Raw genomic sequence first — 16,185 nt, forward strand, 5'->3', positions numbered from 1 at the left:
ACCACTCCCTCCCCGGCTAGGCACCTACGGCCTGAGTGCTAGTGATAAAACCGGCAATACCTGTCAGCACAATTTCCGCTGCCATGGCCGACAGGATCAGGCCGCTGATCTTCGACATGATGTTCAAACCGGTTTTGCCCACAGCCCGCTCCAGATAACCGGACAGGCGCAACAACACCGCCAGAATCAACAAACCGGTGGTAAGACCGAACAGTCCCCCCACAACCTCCGGGGCTGTTTTCAACTCAGCACCGTAGACCATGATGGCACCGATCGTCGCCGGTCCGATGATGACTGGAATAGCCAGGGGAACCACCGCCACATCATCGCGATCCTCCTCCGGCAGCCCCGTCGCATGATTTCGGGTACCGCTGGTGACCAGGCTGATCGCCGTCAGGAACAGCAAACAACCAGCCCCAATACGGAACGAGTTCAGGGTGATTCCAATGGCATTGAACAACAGGGGCCCTGCAAAAAACAGAATCACCCCGAGGATGAACGCCGACACACAGGCACGGCGAATAATCGAGGCTTTTTCCGCGGCGGAAAGGCCCCGGGTCAAAGCCAAAAACATGGTTACCACGAAGAACGGAGCAAGGAGAAACAGAAAACGAACAGCACTGCTGAGATAGGTGCTGAAAAAGGCTTCAAACATCCGGGACAGATCCAGTCAAAAAGAAGGTGAATACAGATGAGTAGCATAGCCTGAGAATCGCTGGCACGCCGTACGCAAGAAAACTTATCTGGTCATACCACCATAAGTATTAATCATAGATACCTATCGATATGGTAAAATCTCCATCCTTTTTTTGACTCAAAATCATAACCACAATCTGGAGCAACCATGGCAACAACGGCTTCCCGAATTCTCTGTCCCACACTGAGCAAACGTGTAATGAGCGCCACGGAAGCGGCTGCCCTGATTCCTTCAGGTGTCAATGTTGGTATGAGTGGTTTCACTGGCGCCGGATACCCCAAAGCCGTTCCACAAGCGTTGGCAGAACACATCCGCGCTCACCGGGCACAGGGTGAAAACTACCGTATCAGTGTCTGGACAGGGGCCTCAACCGCTCCGGAACTCGATGGCGCCCTCGCTGAGGTGGACGGTATTGAACTGCGCCTCCCGTACCAGAGCGACCCCATCTGCCGTCAGAAAATCAACGATGGCAAGATGGAATACATCGACATCCACCTCTCTCATGTTGCCCAGCACGCCTGGTCCGGCTTCTTTGGCAAGCTGGATATCGCCGTCATCGAAATTGTGGGCATTACCGAAGACGGCCGGCTGATCCCGTCGTCTTCCATCGGTAATAACAAAACCTGGATCGACCAGGCCGACAAGGTCATCCTGGAAGTGAACCACGGGCAGAGCGCGGGCCTCGAGGGCATGCACGATGTCTACTATGGCACCGCCCTGCCTCCTCGCCGCAAACCAATCCAGATGACGCAACCGGATGAACGCATTGGCGAAAAGTACCTGATGTGTCCGCCGGAAAAAGTGATCGCGGTAGTAGAGACCAACGCGCCGGACCGAAATTCACGCTTCAGTGAGCCGGACGAAAAATCCCGCAAAATCGCAGAACACCTACTCAATTTCTTCGCCAGTGAAGTGGAGAAAAAGCGTTTGCCCGCCAACCTGCTACCCTTGCAATCCGGCGTGGGCAATATTGCCAATGCGGTACTGGCGGGTCTGAATGAAGGCCCCTTCAACAACCTCACAGCCTACACCGAGGTGCTTCAGGACGGCATGCTGGACATGCTGAAATCCGGCAAACTGGCAAAAGCATCAGCAACGGCTTTTTCACTGAGTCCGGAAGCCAACCAGGAACTGGCCGATAACATCGATTTCTACCGTGATCGCATCGTTCTGCGCACCCAGGAAATCAGCAACCATCCGGAAATCATCCGGCGACTGGGCATCATTGCCATGAACGGCATGATCGAAGCTGACATCTACGGCAACGTGAACTCCACACACGTCATGGGCACCCGAATCATGAACGGTATCGGCGGCTCCGGTGACTTTGCCCGCAACGGCTACCTCTCCGTGTTCATGACGCCCTCAACCGCTAAAGACGGAGCCATTTCCGCGATTGTGCCCATGGTTTCTCATGTGGACCACACCGAACACGATGTGCAGATTGTGGTTACCGAACAGGGACTTGCCGACCTTCGGGGACTGCCCCCACGCCAGCGCGCACTGAACATTATCGAAAACTGCGCCCACCCGGACTTCCGCCCGAAACTGCGAGATTATTTCGAGCGAGCCTGTGCCAGCGGCCGGGGCATGCATACCCCCCACCTGCTGGGTGAAGCCCTGAGCTGGCATCAGCGTTTTGAGGAAACCGGGCAGATGTGATCCGGCGAGGCGCTGGCGTTCACTTTTGTCCATTTAGGGCCTACAGTTACCCAACCAAGGTAACAAGGGCCCTTCGGGGTAATCGTCTGACGACATGACAGATCAAGTACCAACGGAATACGTACGCTTCAGGGGCGAAAGCTACGTCCTGCTCTCCGCAGACAAGGCACTTTTCTCACTCTGGGACCACGACATTCACCCCGAAGATACAGACTCTTCCAACTGGGCGGGTTTTGTCGCGCATTTTGATATCAATGACGAACGGTTGTATCTGGACTACCTGACCGTCGGCCATACTCCTCCTGCGCGAAAACGCATACACCGAACCTGGCATCAAGAAAGGAGCGAATCAGACGCTCTGATGGACGAGGCCCTTGGTGATTACACCTTGCCGCCACTCAATGGCGTCGAGGCCACCGACGCCGGAATGGGCTACTGGCACTACCAGGACATCAACCTGGCGCTGGATTACACAGGTACACTGACCCTCAGCCCAAACTCTGGCGCAAACGGACAGAACTACCTGGAGCTGGCCTTTGAAAAAGGGCGCGTTGTTTCATGCAAGACCATCGCGGCACCCGTATCAGATGATGCTTCCAGCATAACCACAGATGGCTTCTCGCCAGACTCCGACTGGTACAATCTGGACAACGATCCCGATATTGATCCCCCTCAACAGCCCTGAACACGCAGCGCCAGAGGCATCCACCGACTATCTCTGTGAATCGTGGAGAAGTAAAACATGAAAACCTTCATCACAGCAGCAATGGTTATATTGCTGATTTTTTCGACGAACACCTATGCCTACGATCAGATCTTCAAGGTATCGGAGGGGCTGAAAATCCGGTCAACTTACTATGGCGATCAACCAATCATCTCGATCCGGGTTTATGGCGATACGGTGTCGGCTTTTTCAAAAGATAAATTCGGCAAAGACTACAACGACACCCTTTTCAAATTGACTGCCAAAACAGAAGCCCTCAAGGAATTCTTTTTCGATATTCTAGAGAAAGGCCGGTTTGTAATTCTTCCTAACAGTAGCGGTGCGCTGGAAGATCTCAGGATTATCTATAAGGGCAAAAAATACAGCTTTTACGAGGCAGCCATCTATTTGAACGAAAACGACTCGTGCGGGCTTGATATGCAATGCCCGACCAGTGACGCGGCGGCCCGCCAAGGAAGGAACACCACTGCAGCAGGCACAAAAGGGCCGCTCGAGAGAGCGGACGCGACAAAGGTGGATTACATGACCCGAATTAAATTCTAATAGGACGCGGCACTGATGGCGCAGACAGCGTGTATCCTTTTATTCATAGGCGCTATCACAGTCACCCGGTCCCTTCACCGCACCGCGCCCGAGAGGCTTCAGTTCGCCGCCATCCCACAGGTAATACCCGCTATCCACCCGCGCAGACTCACCGGCGCCCGGATTGGTAATCAGCAATGCACTGTCTTCCCGAAAACAGACGCCCATGGACGTTGACCAGTTCTCATCCATGAAGACCTGCCCTGTCTCGACATCCACGATGGAAAACTGCTGGCAACTGGTGCCACAGCCCCAGTAGAGCAACAGGTAATGGCCAGCAAAATTGGCTGAGCGCCCTTCCAGCGTCCGGAAACGGGTTTTGAAGCTGGCGGCGTCCGGATGGCTGTCGAAATCCACTCGCTGCAACCGCTGGGTGGAGACTTCCACCGGATAATCGGAGAAATCCGCCACCTCTGGCACGGTCATTTCTTTCTTCTCCAACGAACCCGCATCTGCCCAAGGGGCGCTAACAGCCACCATCAGGAAAAGCACGCTGCACAATTTCCTCTGCATAATCCGCTTACCTGCCCGGATGTAAAACATGGATCTCCACTTCCTCACCGGTCGCTCTCTCGACAGCAAGGTACAAGACGCCCGAGCGATCAGCATGCAACCGCTCCTTGATGTCATAGCGCAGCGCAAATCGATCGCCCGGTTGCAGCTCCAGGTGGGCCATAGTCGCGGCGGATATCGTCATAACCTTTCGCTTCTCATCGCTCATTGCAAACCATCACTTCAATCGGCCCAGGCCGGAATGTTACTTCGTCCACGCTTCTGGCGGTGTCGCCCCATGGTCCAGCAAAAACTTCACCATGGCATCATTCTGGGAATAGAGCAGAGGACGCCGGCCTTCATTGTCCTGGCTGTTCAACAGATCCGGGTCTTGCTCGATCAGCCAGGCTGCCAGCCTGTGATTGTTGAATTTCACCGCCACGTGCAAAGGGCCCACTCCGAGCTGCTTTGCCGATTCCGGCCACGGAGCTCCCTGCCGCTTGAAATACTGGTAACAAACGGGACTTGCCTTAGCGGCAACGACTTCCCCGAGATCCACACTCCTGCCGGCTTCGTCCAAGAGGGCTTCAGCCATTTCGCACCCTTTCTCATCCTCGACATACATCAAAGCACCGACCAGCTTGAACTTCGCTTTGTTCATTGTGTTCAGTAACGTTTGATCACTTTCAGGAAGGGAATTCAGTTTTTTGGTGAACCCACCCAATGTTTGAAAATACTCTTCGACCAGTTGCGAGTATCCCGGTTGCGGGACGAAATCCTTCCTCTGATCCAACGTCGCGGCAACGTCTGCCAGCGATAAGACCTTTTCCTGGAGCAGCATTCGAGTCATGGCAACAGAATCCACATAGCTCACCAATGCCGCGCGCTTTTTCCAGGCTTTTTCATTACCAAAAACCCACGCCGGATCACTCTTGTCCAGCTCTGGCTCATCAAACTTCCGATAATCGTATTGGGTTTTGGCTCCCGCCTTTATCAAGGCCCTGGCAGACTCCACCTGATCCTTGCTCACAGCCCGATATAACGGGGGGATGCTGAACGAATCCTTTGTCGCGTATTTCAGATTCAGGTCGGCAAAGTAGTCTATGTCAGCGTTGTATTTCAGGAGCACTCGCACCACATCGACAGGGTCATCCTTATAATCGGCCCACGCCAAAGCTGCATGCATCGGGGTGAAGGTCTTGTCATGCCTCATACCCTCCCCTTTCTGGTGGTAAATATACGAAGGATCTCCTCCCTTTCTGATCCAGCGTTCTACCTCAAAACTGTCACCTGCTTGTACGTGGTGAAACACATTAGTCGTTGCGGTACTGGCAGCCCAAGCAGGCTGCCCCAGAATACAAACCAACAGCAGTATTACGCGCCCCATTCCATAAACTCCATACGCCAGATGATATTGAAGAGCATACTCTCCGAGAATAAGAACCGATTAATCACTTGCTCCGGCAAGACGCAGTAATTGAACAAACTCGGCCCGGTAGCCATAAAGATCGTCACCCCGATTAGCCTGGGCCAGATCAATCGCATCGTCCAGCGACCAGTCACCGGTGTATTTGCCACCCTGCAATAATTGGGCCGCGCCCGCTACGGCGGTGGCAAAGGCGGTTTCCTGAGTGCGTAATGTTTCGTCAACAGGCGTATTGTGGGCCGGAATCGGCTTTTCCATGTGTTTGGAGACGTTCTCCCCCGGGAGCTTGTAACGGAGGATCAGGAAGGCATATTCACCGGACTTTCCCTTGCCCTGTTCTTGCGTCGGCCTGGTTTCATATCGTGAAGGCGTGATCAACGGCGTACCACCGACCGGTGTAATCTCATAAATGGCCGTGACGCTGTGCCCCGCACCGATATCACCGGCATCAACCGCGTCGTTATTGAAGTCTTCCCGCTCCAGCGCGCGAGTCTCATAGCCCAGCAGCCGGTATTCCAGAACGGTGGCGGGGTTAAATTCCACCTGGATCTTCAAGTCCTCAGCGATGGGAAACAGGGATGACGTGGCTTCCGTGACCAACACCTTACGGGCTTCATTCAGGTTGTCGATGTAGGCCGCTACACCGTTGCCATTCTGGGCCAGCGTCTGCATCAGGTGATCGTTGTAGTTGCCTTCCCCAAAGCCCAATACTGACAGGTAGATACCTTTTTCCCGCTTGCGGGCAACCAGGCCTTCCAGGGTTTTCCTGTCAGTGACGCCGACATTGAAATCGCCATCGGTGGCCAGCAACACCCGGTTAACGGCGTCTTCATCGAAGTTCGCTTCCGCCAGCTGATACGCCACCTTGATACCCTCGCCTCCGGCGGTGGAGCCTCCGGCCTGGAGCTGATTTAACGCCATCAGGATTTTGGTTTTTTCCTTCACCGACGTCGGCGGCAGCACGACACCCGACGCGCCTGCGTAAACCACGATAGCCACGGTATCGTCTTCTGGCATGTCATCGAGCATCATGGTCAGGGATTGTTTGAGCAGGGGCAGTTTATCGTCTGCGCTCATGCTTCCGGACACATCGAGCAGGAAGACCAGATTGGCCCGCGGCCGGGTTGTTTCCGGCAGTTCATAACCCTGAATGCCGATATGCACCAGCTTATTGCCTTCCTTCCAGGGTGAATCTGTGACGGTGACCTGGGGCCTGAAGGGCGTGGTCGGATCAGTGGGAACGGGGTAATCGTAGTCAAAGTAGTTCAGCCATTCTTCAAGACGAATGGCATTCGGCTCAGGCAAACGCCCTGACGATAACCGGCGGCGGGAAAAGCTGTAGGAAGCCGTGTCCACATCAGAAGAAAACGTGGAAACAGGCTCTTCAGCCACTCGATAAACCCGGTTTTCCTCGACGGTCTCAAAGCGATCCCGGGACTCTGCGATCTGCCCGGCGCCCTGCCGCAGTCGAGCCGCCATGGCCATATCAACCGACATGCGGGACTCGACCATCTTGGCCTGAGATCCAAAAGACGCTAACGCTTCCTTCTTCGCGATCGGCGACCTATCAACAGGCTCGCTTGAGCAGGCCAACAACAGGCTGCCTGCAATCAGGCCCAATCCAACATACCGTAATTTTTTCAAGGGAATCTCCTTTTCGACAGTGTTTCCTTCTTTGACGGACACGAGACGAAAATGCATCCAATCAAAGCGCAAATCAGTCCCTGGGCACTGGGGATTGGTTGTCATTTTCTATGAGGGCCTGCTGTGCCTTTTGCTTCAGCACCGAGCCAAGCTGGCACCAATCGGCATCGTTTTTCGGAGTGAGCGGCCCCAGCTCCGAATTGAAGCGTTTCGCTAACAGAGCCCACGGGGACTGTGCAGGCATCATGTCTTCGGCATCCGGTTTGCTTCCATCCCGGCAAACGCCTGATTCCAGGGTGCGCAAGTGCTCAGCCAGTTCCGCAAACAGCTGCGCGCTTTTGTCCATCGGTGTCGCGGGGCTTTGCTCCCCGGCATACACCCTCAAAAAGGCCGTCCAGGTGGATAGTGGCACTGGCTGGGCCGCATAGTCAGGTGCCGACGCCACATTCGCCAGGGCGCGAACTTCCCGCTTCGCTGCCAACTGCGGCTCTGGCTCTTTGCCTGTCCAGACCATCACAACTACCAAGGCCAGACTGGCCACCATGCCCACTCCGCCAAGGGCCAAGCCCGGTTTCAGCCATGTGCGGCCAACGGCAGGCTGTCTTGCCCGGGCTTCACGAACGGACTGCCACTGCTGGCGCAACAGTGGATTGGTGGACAGGGCTTCTTTAACAGCCTGCTCCTGTTCCGGGTTAAGCCCCCGTTCCACAAAGGCCGCCAGGATGGCATCCTCACTTTCGAACCCGGAAAACAAAGGCTGGCCACATAACTCCGGCGGCTGCTTCTTTAGCAACGCCTGAATGACTGTTTTTTCGGTGCTATTGGCCAAACTCACTCTCCAGATCGGTAACGCCGTCGATTCCCAGTTGCTGCAAACAATCCTGAAGCTCGGCGCGGATGCCCTGCAAGCGACGCTGTACCGTGGCCGCGCTGATATCGAGGAGTTCGGCTATCTTGCGGCTGGACAACCCATCTTCGTAACTCAGTGACAGCAACAAGCGGTCATCTGCACTGAGGGATAGCAGGGTATCAATATCATCCAGTGCCTCTTCGGTATTAGACGGACACATCTGTTCTGATGTTTCAGACTGACCCAGCAACTGGCTCAATAGAGCCATTGCTCTCGCCCTCTGTGCATGGCGAAGGCTGGCGTTGAGGGAAGCACCCTGATCGTCGGGCAACTGCTCCAGACCCAGTTCGGTGGTGCAGCACTCGGCGAAACCGGGTTCGCCACAGCGGGGGATCTTTTGTTTGATGGTGCGGATGACCTGCTCGATCAGGCCTTCCTGAAAATCTTTGGCGAGACGGGTTTTGATCGTTTCCGGCCACTGGCGTTCCAGACACAGCATGTGCCACAGCTTTACCCACGCATGCCCCAACTCCTGCAACCAGGCGGGCGGGCGCGGGCGACCAAAACGACGGCGGGCGAAGTCTTCCATGGCGCGGCTGGCAATGGAATAGGCAAACGTGGACGGCTGACTTTTACCCGTGAAGCTCTGAAAGCACTGCCAATCATCCTCACTGAGCGCTTCGATCATGGCTGTAACGGCTTCATCCTTCAGCCCGGGCTGCACAAAACGCTTTGCTGCCATGCGCTCCAGCCCCGCCATAAAAGCGGGATCGAAAATCACAGAAGACCAGTCTGTCGAATCTCCGGGATCATTACTGGATGCCATGCCAACCTATTGAATTTTGGGAGTCCCAGCCAGTTTTAACGTAATCAGGGGGAGACTTCCAGTGAGAGGTCTAGAGGCCAGCATTTCCTTCTACCCAATTTGGGTATTCTTTTGCCCAAATTGGGTATTTTGGTTCGGGATCTACCAGCCAGTCGTTGGAATCCCGTGCTGCTTCAGGTAGCCGCCGTGTTCCTGAAGATAGCTCTCTGTTCTGGCTTGGTACGCGGATTTATCGCCTGCAATTTCATTGGCTTGAAAGCGAGCCAACTCGACTTCATTGCCAATCTGATTCTTCATCCAAACTACAATCTCTCCCCCCGGAGCCAAACCAAACGCCAGGATGTACCGCGGTCTCATGCGAACGTCAACGTGTGTGACCATGGGCGCAAGCGCACGCATTTGCTCTTTCCATTCAGAAGGGATCTCTATCAACCGCTGGTAAAACACCTGCTCCGCGAACGAAAACCACTGGATGGCCACAAAATTGGGAAAAGGCTCCATGCGTCCTAAAACACCAGTAGGCCCGTCCGGGCCTTTCCAACAACAACTCATGCCTCCTACCGGATGCCACCAGTGACGAACACCGGAACGCTCAAACTCCAGATGCTCTACCCAAACATCGTAATGTTTCGGTGTTGCAACCTGAAATCTCCAGATTATTTCCTCCTCCGATGTCTGATATGAACTACAGGCCGTCATCAACAAACATAAAGCCGTAATCATCCCTTTCATGATCAACATCTCTCAATTAACACCGTTATTGAAATAGACCGCTCTCTCACGAGATAGGGCGGGCCGAAATGGATGTAGCTGTTGAACAGGAAACTCAACGGCAGCCGCCATGTCACCAATCAAGAACTCAGTTAGGTTGAAATGATCCGAATGGTGCATATATCGCTGCCTCAACATTGCGGCGTCAGGGTAGTCCTCATATAGCTCTAGCTCGCCCGAAGCATTTTTTTGCATCAGCCAACCGAAAAATGGAATCAGATCTTCCGGAATAACCAATGATTCGTCCGTTTCATCAATATCATAAAAAGGGGCATTTGCTTCCGCCGCCAAGTGATACATCAAGCGGAGTGATAGACGCGAATACTCTCCCCGGACCATACGCTGCATCCGCAGCCGCAAATCTACCCGCCCGTCCGGCAAAGGGTGTTCGTCACGCTCTCGCTCAATCCCCAGAGACGGCTTGTTTCCGTTCGGCAGATTCATGCTGTGGGCGCCAATCCACCCTTCCGACTCCACTCTGGCCCGCAAAGCTTCGAGGTTATCCCATTCAACTGTTTGCTCAGGCCAACGGACATCTGTGCCTCTGATGCTTAGCATGGGATACAGCAGCAGATCTTCCGTCATGAGATCCTGGTATCCGCCGCCTATGTCTGAATGTGCTCCAGGCAAAGAAATTTCCCGAAAATTATCTGCAATGCTGTCTTCAGAGGATTTGATGCTGTTCAGCGAAAAGTTGGCCCTCTTTTCGTCTGATGCAACCAGGTGAACCGCCTGCTCAACCTTTTCCGGGTTCAAGAAAAGCTCCACCGGGGAGTTACGGTCATTGCCGGGAGATAAATCCAGATTCTGAGGATTTACGATTCCTGCGACAGTATCGAACAGCCCAACAAAACGAATCTTTACCTCTGCCGGCCAGGCCAGTCCTGACCGTGACAGGGCGTCGGCCAGGCCACCGCCCCTTCCTCTGAGAATCTCATTAACTGCATGGCGTGCCGCAGCCGCCCCTCTGCTAAAGCCAAAAAGATCGACCGTCAGGCTTTCGATCCGCGACCTTCCTGCGATATCCGATATTCTGATCGCTGCCTCCGAGAACAGCCCCGCTACCTGCGCAGGCACCCCCGTCTGTCCCAATCCGGTGGCCATTCCAATGATCGAATCATTATCTCCCGATTTGGTCCCGGCACCCGGCTGATAGGCTTTCACAACAAGAGTCTTTTTCGCCTCTGTTGTCGCTTCTCCTTCTTTGTATAAATCAAACAGCTTCACGACATTTGTCGGTGCATTGGCATAACTCTCGCCCATCCGCATCGCCAGACGGTCACGGCATTCCTCCAGACGGGACGGATCGTCCTTCGCGGGTTCCACGCATTCAGCCATGAGTTTTCTTCGAAAGGCTTCAATATTGTCCACATTATTCAGGGTGCCATCGGTAAACAGGCCGAGAACAATATGTACACCCTCACGTTCATCCGGCTTGGACTCGTCCATGGCAGCTGCAGCGACTGGCAATACGCTTGCAGCAGCTCCCAGAGGTAGAAGCTGTTTATGATCGGAAGGCCCTGAATGGTCGCCGACTTTCTGAACGGTGCTGCCTGGGTTCGGCCCATCACACCGCCCCGGGCTACGGATTTGCTCCAGATCCGCAGGCGTGAGCGCCTTCCGGTTCAACGTTTCGATAGTATTTTCGAGTCCAGGAATGGAATCACCGAACAAGCCACTCTGCCAACGGCCACCGTCGGAACCTGCTGTTGAGGTCTGCCAGCATACGGCCGGGCATCTTGGGGTATCGCTACCAATTCCGGAATACACCAGGCAGAAGTGTCCCGTGGAGAGTTTGTCGATCAACTGCTGGGGGTGCCGCTTGGCCTGCTCAGGACTGAGCCCCGGTAAGGGATAGAAAAACAGTGATGCTCGGGAGGTGTAGGGCGCAGACAGCTCTTTACGAACCGTTTCAGCCGCAACTCGCGGGCTTTCGACCAGAGGCAACTCCTCAGGCCGGAGATCAAAGAAGTGTTTGATAAACATAACGTTCCCTGTTTACTGGAAGCGCCCCATCCTGGGTCGCTATCGCTCGACACACCGGATCCGTGGCGTGTCGAGCGAAGAACGTTATGTCACCTGAGGTTCATATTCAAGTGGTTATCCCGCCAATACCGCTTCGGCGTTGTCTACCTGTGCCGTAGCAGGCTCACAAATATACTGCTCGGCATCAAAGCGCTTGGTCTGCTGCCGGAACTGCCAGGTGAAGCCTGGCCAGAGGGTGGTGTTTTTGCCATTTTCGTTCACGTACCAGCTCTTACATCCGGTCTGCCAGACGGAGTCACCCAGTTTGGCGTGAATGGAGGCGTTGTACTTGCTGATCGCGCCCTCTTTTACTTCAACACTCTTCCACTGGCGATGCAGCATTTTCTTGATGGCGTCGAGGGCGTACTGCACCTGAGATTCAATCATGTACACCATGGAGCTGTGGCCGAGACCGGTATTCGGCCCCATCAGCATGAAGAAGTTGGGGAAGCCTGCCACAGTGGTGCCTTTGTAGGCTTCGGCGCCCTCTTTCCAGGCATCAAGCAGATCCTGCCCACCGCGGCCGAAAACCATTCCCCGGGGAATCGGATCCTGCGCTTTAAAACCAGTGCCGTAGACAATGCAGTCCACTTCCCGCTCATTGCCCAGGTTATCCACAATCACATTGCCTTTTACTTCGCGGATACCATCGGTCAGTACATCAACATTGTCCTGATCCAGCGCCGGGTAGTAGTTGTTGGAGATCAGAACCCGCTTACAGCCAAAATGGAAATCCGGAGTGACCTTCTTGCGAAGCTCTTTGTCCTTGATCTGGCTGCGGATGTGGCGACGGGCCTGGAGCTCACCGACCTTCAGGATTCGCGGATTGCCGACAAAGCCCAACACCCGGGCTTCGAGCATCCAGTAAATACTCTGACGGAAAGCATTCAGGGTCTGCGGGAATTTTCGGAACATGGCCTTCTCAAGGGGACGAATCTCGCGGTCCGGCTTCGGCATGATCCACGGAGGTGTTCGTTGATACAGGTCGAGCTGGCCTGCGTCTTTTGCTATCTCGGGCACAAACTGAATGGCAGAGGCTCCGGTACCAATCACCGCAACACGCTTGCCACGGAAATCATAGTCGTGATCCCAATCCTGAGAGTGGAAGCTGGTGCCTGTGAAGGTCTCGATACCTTTAATATGAGGATAGGCCGGGGTGCTGAGCCCCCCCATGCCGGAAATGACGATATCGGCCTTCAGTTCGTTGAACTTTGGCAGGGATTTATCCTTGCGATCCAGCTCATCGCCCGGCTTCAGGCCTTTCTTTTCCATGTAGGCCCAGAGTGTCGGGCTATCGCAGGTCTCGATGGTCCAGCCGGAAGTCTTATCATCCCAGCGAGCACCGGTCACGTTGGTGTTAAGGCGAACGTGCTTCATCAGGCCATACTTCTCGGCGCAGTGGCGGAGGTAAGCCTGAATTTCCGGCTGGGTAGCAAACATTCGGCTCCAGTTGGGGTTTTGCTCGAAGGAGAACGAATACAGGGCGGACTGAACGTCGCAGGCGCAACCCGGATAATGGTTTTCATGCCAGGTACCGCCAACGTCATCACTTTGCTCGAGGATCACGAAGTCATGGAAACCGGCCTCTTTGAGCTTGATGGCCATGCCCAGGCCGGAAAACCCGGTACCGATGATGGCGATCTGCGCGCTGTGTGTCATTGCTGTTCTCCTTCAGAGGCCATTCGGGCCTTGCCTGTTATTGTCTTTGCGGTCACGATGACCGGTAGACACATGTATACATAGAAAAGTAGACACTTGTATACTCACGCAATCTGAATTTGACTGGAATGGCCCTGAGAGACAGGGGGTTGTCCTTCCCTGCCTATGGGAATTGGAGTTTGGTCAATTGGGAGAGGAGTGTCCAAAACCCGCTCAAGCACATCCATGTGTCGCTTGGGCTCCGCCATCCATGGCTCCGCACAGTTTTGGACACTCCTCTCCCAATTGCCCTGTCAGTCACCGACAGAAAGCGTACTCCACAGTTGAGAGGCCGTTCTGGTCGAGCATCCGAAAATGCTTGTAGCCATGGATGGCGAAAAGCAAGCGTACATGGATGTACTCGCAGCGGTTTTCGGATGCTCGACCAGAACGGCCAACCTCCAAAGTAGAGATTTTGATGAACGTACTAAGTGGCGGAAAACTGAAACTGGTTGAGGCAGCCCTAAGGCTGATTACCAGTACCCGAAGCCTGACGTCTCTGGGATTGAGGGAGTTGGCCCGTGAAGCTGGCCTCAATCCGAACACCTTCTACCGGCACTTCAGCAATCTGGATGAGTTCGGTCTGCAAGTGTTGGGTTACATTGCCGAGGACATGAAATCCGGCGTCCGCCAGCTTCGGCAGATGGCAGATTCGTCAGAGCAGGCATCCCGCGATACAGTTGCCTTCGTCTACAGCTATTTTCTGGCCAACCCGGCAGCAACCACGGTGGCGGTTCGGGAGCTTCATGGGCCGTCACCGGTTCTTCGGAGTGCGCTGGAAGGGCAACTGAACGCCAGCGCCCGGGAAATGGCCGAGGATATACTGGAACGGGAACTGGTGGTTGGCGTGGCGGCCGAACTGATTCACGAAATCTCCCACATGACCATCCGCTACATACTGTTCCGGGCCATGGACTACATCGAAAAGCCGGATCAACGGGAGCAGATTCAACGCGAGACCGAGCGATTCATCAATCGGCAGTTTCGGGGCGCCATGGTGGAGCACATGAATGAGTCCGTTCTCCGCAATTTTTTACGCAACACAAAGGCTGAAGCATAAAAAAGCCGCAGGCTTTTCAGCTCTGCGGCCAGTGGGGCTTTACAAAACGATCAGAAGAGTTCGGTCAGGGACTTCTTCGCAAAAGGTTCCACCTCGTCCAGCCGGCCTTCCTTCACCTTGACCAGCCATTCCGGGTCCTGCAGAAGAGCCCGGCCAACGGCAATCAGTTCAAACTCGTGGTTGTTCATGCGCTCAACCAGTTCGTCGATACCTGCCTTTTCAACCGCTTCCTTCTTGCTGGCAAAAGTGCCGCTGATGAAATCTTCCGTCAGGCCAACGCTACCAACGGACATGGTGGGAACACCGGTCAGCTTCTGGGTCCAGCCGGCCAGGTTCAAGTCAGAACCTTCGAATTCGGGCTCCCAGAACCGACGGGTAGAGGCATGGAAGATATCCACACCGGCGTCGACCAGAGGCTTCAGGAAACGCTCAAGCTCTTCCGGGCTGTTAACCAGTTTTGCTTCGTAGTCCTGCTGCTTCCATTGGGAGAAACGCAGCATGATCGGGTAGTCCGGGCCAACCCGGTGACGGACTTCCTCAACGATCTCCACCACAAAGCGCAGACGATTCTCCAGGCTGCCGCCGTATTCATCATCGCGCTGGTTGGTGCCTTCCCACAGGAACTGATCCAGTAAGTAACCATGGGCACCATGGATTTCAACACCGTCAAAACCAATGGCCTTGGCATCCTGAGCGGCATCGCCAAAGGCTTTAATCACATCCTGGATATCGTCTTTGGTCATGGCCTTGCCATTGGGCTTGCCGGGTGCAAACAGGCCAGACGGGCTGTATCCAGGTACAGACGGATCCGGTTCAACACCTTCCTTGCGAACAGACCCCACATGCCATAGCTGAGGGAAGATTTTGCCACCAGCTTCATGAACTGCGTCGACCACCTTCTTCCAGCCTTCGAGTGCCTCGTTACCATAAAAGGCCGGCACGTTGGGGTAACCGTTGGCGGCAGGATGATTCACGACGGTGCCTTCCGTGATGATCAGCCCTACTCCGGCTTCGGCGCGGCGACGGTAGTAAGCCACAACGTTTTCCCCCGGTACGCCTTTAGGCGAGAAGTTTCGGGTCATCGGGGCCATCGCTACGCGATTGCGCAGCTTGAGGTTGTGGATTTCAAATGGCTCAAACATAGGACCGAGATTCATGCTCATGGTAGTGTGCAACCTCATTAATTTGGTTTCGTAAAGCAACCCTATTAAATCTGGTTTTAAGATGCAACCCTCTTCGGTACACTTACCTACATGGCCAGAAAACGTTTTGATGATTCCAATTGCTCTGTCGCCCGCGCCTTGAATGAGGTTGGCGACTGGTGGTCCCTGCTGATCGTGCTCCATGCTATGTACGGCACGCGGCGATTTGTGGATTTTCAGCAGCAGCTCGGCATCGCCAAGAACATTCTTGGTGATCGGCTGACCCGCCTTGTGGACAACGATGTGTTGCGCAAGGTCGACGTCGGCGAACACGGCTCCCGTTTTGAATACCGCCTCACCGAGAAAGGAAGGGATCTTTTCCCTGTGGTGATTGCGCTACGCCAGTGGGGCGACAAATGGAATCCCGCACCTGAAGGAACACCGCTTGATCTTCGGGATCGGGCCAGTGGCCGATCTATCCAACCGGTTGGTGTACAGGACGCCGATGGCAACCCGCTGTCGATCCGGGATGTCTTTGTTCCTGAAGAGTCCACCCCAGACAGCAAGAAAAGCCTTGCCTGACAAT

Annotated in this window: 16 protein-coding genes; 5 read left to right on the top strand and 11 right to left on the bottom strand. The window is 54.6% G+C overall.

Annotation, left to right across the window (positions count from 1 at the left end; genetic code table 11):
- Nucleotides 1-16 precede the first annotated feature (16 nt).
- A complete protein-coding gene (locus FWJ25_RS13390; protein ID WP_149600762.1) occupies nucleotides 17-655 on the bottom strand; it encodes a MarC family protein in 639 nt (212 codons plus the stop codon).
- 189 nt (nucleotides 656-844) lie between these two features.
- On the opposite strand from FWJ25_RS13390, the gene scpC reads away from it, so the two are divergent.
- The 3 genes from scpC (at nucleotide 845) to FWJ25_RS13405 (ending at nucleotide 3,626) form a co-directional block, all read left to right on the top strand.
- Entirely contained in the window at nucleotides 845-2,359 is a 1,515-nt protein-coding gene (gene scpC / locus FWJ25_RS13395; RefSeq protein ID WP_149600763.1) for a succinyl-CoA:acetate CoA-transferase ScpC, read from the top strand.
- Nucleotides 2,360-2,453: 94 nt separating this feature from the next.
- Nucleotides 2,454-3,044, top strand: a complete 591-nt coding sequence (locus FWJ25_RS13400) for a hypothetical protein (RefSeq protein ID WP_149600764.1) — start codon at nucleotides 2,454-2,456, stop codon at nucleotides 3,042-3,044.
- A gap of 57 nt (nucleotides 3,045-3,101) precedes the next feature.
- On the top strand, nucleotides 3,102-3,626 hold the full coding sequence (locus FWJ25_RS13405; protein ID WP_149600765.1) for a hypothetical protein: 525 nt from the start codon (nucleotides 3,102-3,104) through the stop codon (nucleotides 3,624-3,626).
- 39 nt (nucleotides 3,627-3,665) lie between these two features.
- On the opposite strand, the gene FWJ25_RS13410 is transcribed toward FWJ25_RS13405, so the two are convergent.
- The 9 genes from FWJ25_RS13410 to FWJ25_RS13450 all read right to left on the bottom strand — a co-directional run bounded on the left by FWJ25_RS13410 (nucleotide 3,666) and on the right by FWJ25_RS13450 (nucleotide 13,358).
- Nucleotides 3,666-4,178 carry a hypothetical protein gene (locus FWJ25_RS13410; protein WP_149600766.1) on the bottom strand — a complete coding sequence of 171 codons (513 nt, stop codon included), beginning with the start codon at nucleotides 4,176-4,178 and terminating at the stop codon, nucleotides 3,666-3,668.
- 7 nt (nucleotides 4,179-4,185) lie between these two features.
- Entirely contained in the window at nucleotides 4,186-4,386 is a 201-nt protein-coding gene (locus tag FWJ25_RS13415; RefSeq protein ID WP_149600767.1) for a hypothetical protein, read from the bottom strand.
- Between the two features lie 36 nt (nucleotides 4,387-4,422).
- Nucleotides 4,423-5,370 (bottom strand): ankyrin repeat domain-containing protein, encoded by a 948-nt coding sequence (locus FWJ25_RS13420; protein ID WP_188093630.1) that lies wholly within the window; start codon nucleotides 5,368-5,370, stop codon nucleotides 4,423-4,425.
- Between the two features lie 234 nt (nucleotides 5,371-5,604).
- Nucleotides 5,605-7,227: a vWA domain-containing protein gene (locus FWJ25_RS13425; RefSeq protein ID WP_223163250.1), complete on the bottom strand. Its 1,623-nt coding sequence runs from the start codon at nucleotides 7,225-7,227 to the stop codon at nucleotides 5,605-5,607.
- Nucleotides 7,228-7,300: 73 nt separating this feature from the next.
- The gene (locus FWJ25_RS13430) at nucleotides 7,301-8,056 is read right to left on the bottom strand and encodes a hypothetical protein (protein WP_149600770.1); all 756 of its coding nucleotides are present in this window, start codon (nucleotides 8,054-8,056) and stop codon (nucleotides 7,301-7,303) included.
- Complete coding sequence (locus tag FWJ25_RS13435; protein ID WP_149600771.1) at nucleotides 8,046-8,903, bottom strand: RNA polymerase sigma factor; 858 nt, start codon at nucleotides 8,901-8,903, stop codon at nucleotides 8,046-8,048. The genes FWJ25_RS13430 and FWJ25_RS13435 overlap by 11 nt, the downstream gene beginning before the upstream one ends.
- Nucleotides 8,904-9,044: 141 nt before the next feature.
- Entirely contained in the window at nucleotides 9,045-9,635 is a 591-nt protein-coding gene (locus tag FWJ25_RS13440) for a DUF2931 family protein (protein WP_246166824.1), read from the bottom strand.
- Between the two features lie 12 nt (nucleotides 9,636-9,647).
- Nucleotides 9,648-11,480, bottom strand: coding sequence for a phospholipase effector Tle1 domain-containing protein (locus tag FWJ25_RS13445; RefSeq protein ID WP_188093631.1), 1,833 nt, complete (start codon nucleotides 11,478-11,480; stop codon nucleotides 9,648-9,650).
- Between the two features lie 294 nt (nucleotides 11,481-11,774).
- Nucleotides 11,775-13,358, bottom strand: coding sequence for a flavin-containing monooxygenase (locus FWJ25_RS13450; protein ID WP_149600774.1), 1,584 nt, complete (start codon nucleotides 13,356-13,358; stop codon nucleotides 11,775-11,777).
- Nucleotides 13,359-13,815: 457 nt separating this feature from the next.
- On the opposite strand from FWJ25_RS13450, the gene FWJ25_RS13455 reads away from it, so the two are divergent.
- Complete coding sequence (locus FWJ25_RS13455) at nucleotides 13,816-14,457, top strand: TetR family transcriptional regulator (protein ID WP_149600775.1); 642 nt, start codon at nucleotides 13,816-13,818, stop codon at nucleotides 14,455-14,457.
- A 50-nt stretch (nucleotides 14,458-14,507) separates the two neighbouring features.
- Here the strand turns inward: FWJ25_RS13455 and FWJ25_RS13460 are convergent, their stop codons facing one another.
- Complete coding sequence (locus tag FWJ25_RS13460) at nucleotides 14,508-15,620, bottom strand: NADH:flavin oxidoreductase (protein ID WP_149600776.1); 1,113 nt, start codon at nucleotides 15,618-15,620, stop codon at nucleotides 14,508-14,510.
- 90 nt (nucleotides 15,621-15,710) lie between these two features.
- Between FWJ25_RS13460 and FWJ25_RS13465 the strand changes: the two genes are divergently transcribed.
- Nucleotides 15,711-16,181 (top strand): winged helix-turn-helix transcriptional regulator, encoded by a 471-nt coding sequence (locus tag FWJ25_RS13465; protein ID WP_149600777.1) that lies wholly within the window; start codon nucleotides 15,711-15,713, stop codon nucleotides 16,179-16,181.
- The last annotated feature ends 4 nt before the right edge of the window (nucleotides 16,182-16,185 follow it).

The organism is Marinobacter salinexigens, assembly GCF_008370345.1.
GTDB classification, from domain to species: Bacteria; Pseudomonadota; Gammaproteobacteria; order Pseudomonadales; family Oleiphilaceae; genus Marinobacter; species Marinobacter salinexigens.

Bases quoted from the DNA above. Each gene is read 5' to 3' on its own strand.
- FWJ25_RS13390 (WP_149600762.1), bottom strand. From the start codon at position 655: ATGTTTGAAGCCTTTTTCAGCACCTATCTCAGCAGTGCTGTTCGTTTT.
- scpC (WP_149600763.1), top strand. From the start codon at position 845: ATGGCAACAACGGCTTCCCGAATTCTCTGTCCCACACTGAGCAAACGT.
- FWJ25_RS13400 (WP_149600764.1), top strand. From the start codon at position 2,454: ATGACAGATCAAGTACCAACGGAATACGTACGCTTCAGGGGCGAAAGC.
- FWJ25_RS13405 (WP_149600765.1), top strand. From the start codon at position 3,102: ATGAAAACCTTCATCACAGCAGCAATGGTTATATTGCTGATTTTTTCG.
- FWJ25_RS13410 (WP_149600766.1), bottom strand. From the start codon at position 4,178: ATGCAGAGGAAATTGTGCAGCGTGCTTTTCCTGATGGTGGCTGTTAGC.
- FWJ25_RS13415 (WP_149600767.1), bottom strand. From the start codon at position 4,386: ATGAGCGATGAGAAGCGAAAGGTTATGACGATATCCGCCGCGACTATG.
- FWJ25_RS13420 (WP_188093630.1), bottom strand. From the start codon at position 5,370: ATGAGGCATGACAAGACCTTCACCCCGATGCATGCAGCTTTGGCGTGG.
- FWJ25_RS13435 (WP_149600771.1), bottom strand. From the start codon at position 8,903: ATGGCATCCAGTAATGATCCCGGAGATTCGACAGACTGGTCTTCTGTG.
- FWJ25_RS13440 (WP_246166824.1), bottom strand. From the start codon at position 9,635: ATGAAAGGGATGATTACGGCTTTATGTTTGTTGATGACGGCCTGTAGT.
- FWJ25_RS13450 (WP_149600774.1), bottom strand. From the start codon at position 13,358: ATGACACACAGCGCGCAGATCGCCATCATCGGTACCGGGTTTTCCGGC.
- FWJ25_RS13455 (WP_149600775.1), top strand. From the start codon at position 13,816: ATGAACGTACTAAGTGGCGGAAAACTGAAACTGGTTGAGGCAGCCCTA.
- FWJ25_RS13460 (WP_149600776.1), bottom strand. From the start codon at position 15,620: ATGAGCATGAATCTCGGTCCTATGTTTGAGCCATTTGAAATCCACAAC.
- FWJ25_RS13465 (WP_149600777.1), top strand. From the start codon at position 15,711: ATGGCCAGAAAACGTTTTGATGATTCCAATTGCTCTGTCGCCCGCGCC.